This window comes from Micropruina sp. (assembly GCF_027492755.1).
GTDB lineage: Bacteria > Actinomycetota > Actinomycetes > Propionibacteriales > Propionibacteriaceae > Micropruina.
On sequence record NZ_JAPUED010000005.1, the window covers coordinates 2,974 to 4,325 of the forward strand.

General features: G+C 69.5%; 2 protein-coding genes. Both read left to right on the forward strand.

Annotated features, from left to right (window positions below):
- Window positions 1-73 precede the first annotated feature (73 nt).
- Window positions 74-439: a YraN family protein gene (locus Q0066_RS00365; protein ID WP_298128913.1), complete on the forward strand. Its 366-nt coding sequence runs from the start codon at window positions 74-76 to the stop codon at window positions 437-439.
- A partial coding sequence (locus Q0066_RS00370; protein ID WP_298128914.1) for an ATP-binding protein occupies window positions 436-1,352 on the forward strand: 917 nt, incomplete at its 3' end. The genes Q0066_RS00365 and Q0066_RS00370, both read left to right, overlap by 4 nt.

A 1,352-nucleotide genomic window follows, 5' to 3' on the forward strand; every position in this document is an offset into this window, starting at 1 on the left:
CTCTCAGCCACCGTTATCCACAGCCTGGCAACGATTTTGACCACTTTCGGACGCCGGTGCCCACGATGAGGGCGTGGAACGACAAGCGGTGTGGCGAGCGGGCGAGGTGGCAGCCGTCCAGCATCTGGTGCGCCAGGGCTGGACGATCATCGAGCGCAACTGGCGTTGCTCGCTCGGCGAGGTCGACATCATCGCGCACACCGACGAGCCCGATCCGGTGCTGGTGTTCTGCGAGGTCAAATGCCGTACCGGCACCGGTTTCGGCGATCCGCTCGAGGCCATCACGGCAGAGAAGCTCGGCCGGCTCAGGCGACTGGCGCTGACCTGGCTGGGTGAGCAGCAGCACTGGGTTCCGCGCTATCGACTCGACGCCATCGGCGTCCTGCTGCCCCGTGACGGCCGTCCGCGCATCACCCACCTGGAAGGCGTGGGGCAGTGACGCCGGCGCGGGCCTTCTCGGTCGCACTGGTCGGGGTCGAAGGCACCATCGTCGAGGTCGAGGCGGCGATCGGCGGCGGGCTACCCCGCATGGTGATCGTCGGTCTGGCCGACGCGGCTCTCACGGAGGCGCGAGAACGATGTCGGGCCGCCGTCCACGCACACGGGCTCGGCTGGCCGGCGCAGCTCGTCACCGTCAACCTGTCGCCGGCGACGTTGCCGAAGGCGGGCTCACATTTCGATCTGGCCATCGTCGCCGCGGTCGAGGCCGCCGACGAGAAGTTCGACCGTGCGGTGCTGGAGCACATGGTGCTCTTCGGTGAGCTCGGCCTCGACGGACGAGTGCGCCCGGTGCGTGGCCTGCTGCCGGCACTGCTCGCCGCCGTCACGGCGGGCTTCAGCACGGCGGTCGTGCCCGCCGCTCAGTTGCGAGAAGCTCAGCTGGTCGAGGGCCTGACGCTGTGGGGGGTCAACGATCTGCCCGATCTGGTGGCTGTGCTGCTGGGCGGCCCGCCGAAGCCGGCGCCTGAACCGGCGCCGTCGGTTGGCGAGGAGCTGACGCCGGTCAAAGACCTGAGCGACGTGGTGGGCCAACTGGAGGCGAAATGGGTGATCGAGGTGGCGGCGGCCGGCCGGCACCACCTGCATCTGCACGGTCCGCCGGGCGTCGGCAAGACCCTGCTGGCCGAGCGGCTGCCGGGCATTCTGCCCGATCTCGATCAGGCCGAGGCGTTGGAGGTATCGGCCGTCCACTCGCTGGCCGGGCTCCCACTCGACGGTGGGCTGATCCGTCGTCCGCCCTACGCCGACCCGCACCACACCGCGTCGTTGGCGAGCATCGTCGGTGGTGGGGCGAGGATCGCTCAACCGGGTGCGATCAGCCGTGCCCACAACGGAATTCTGTTCCTCGACGA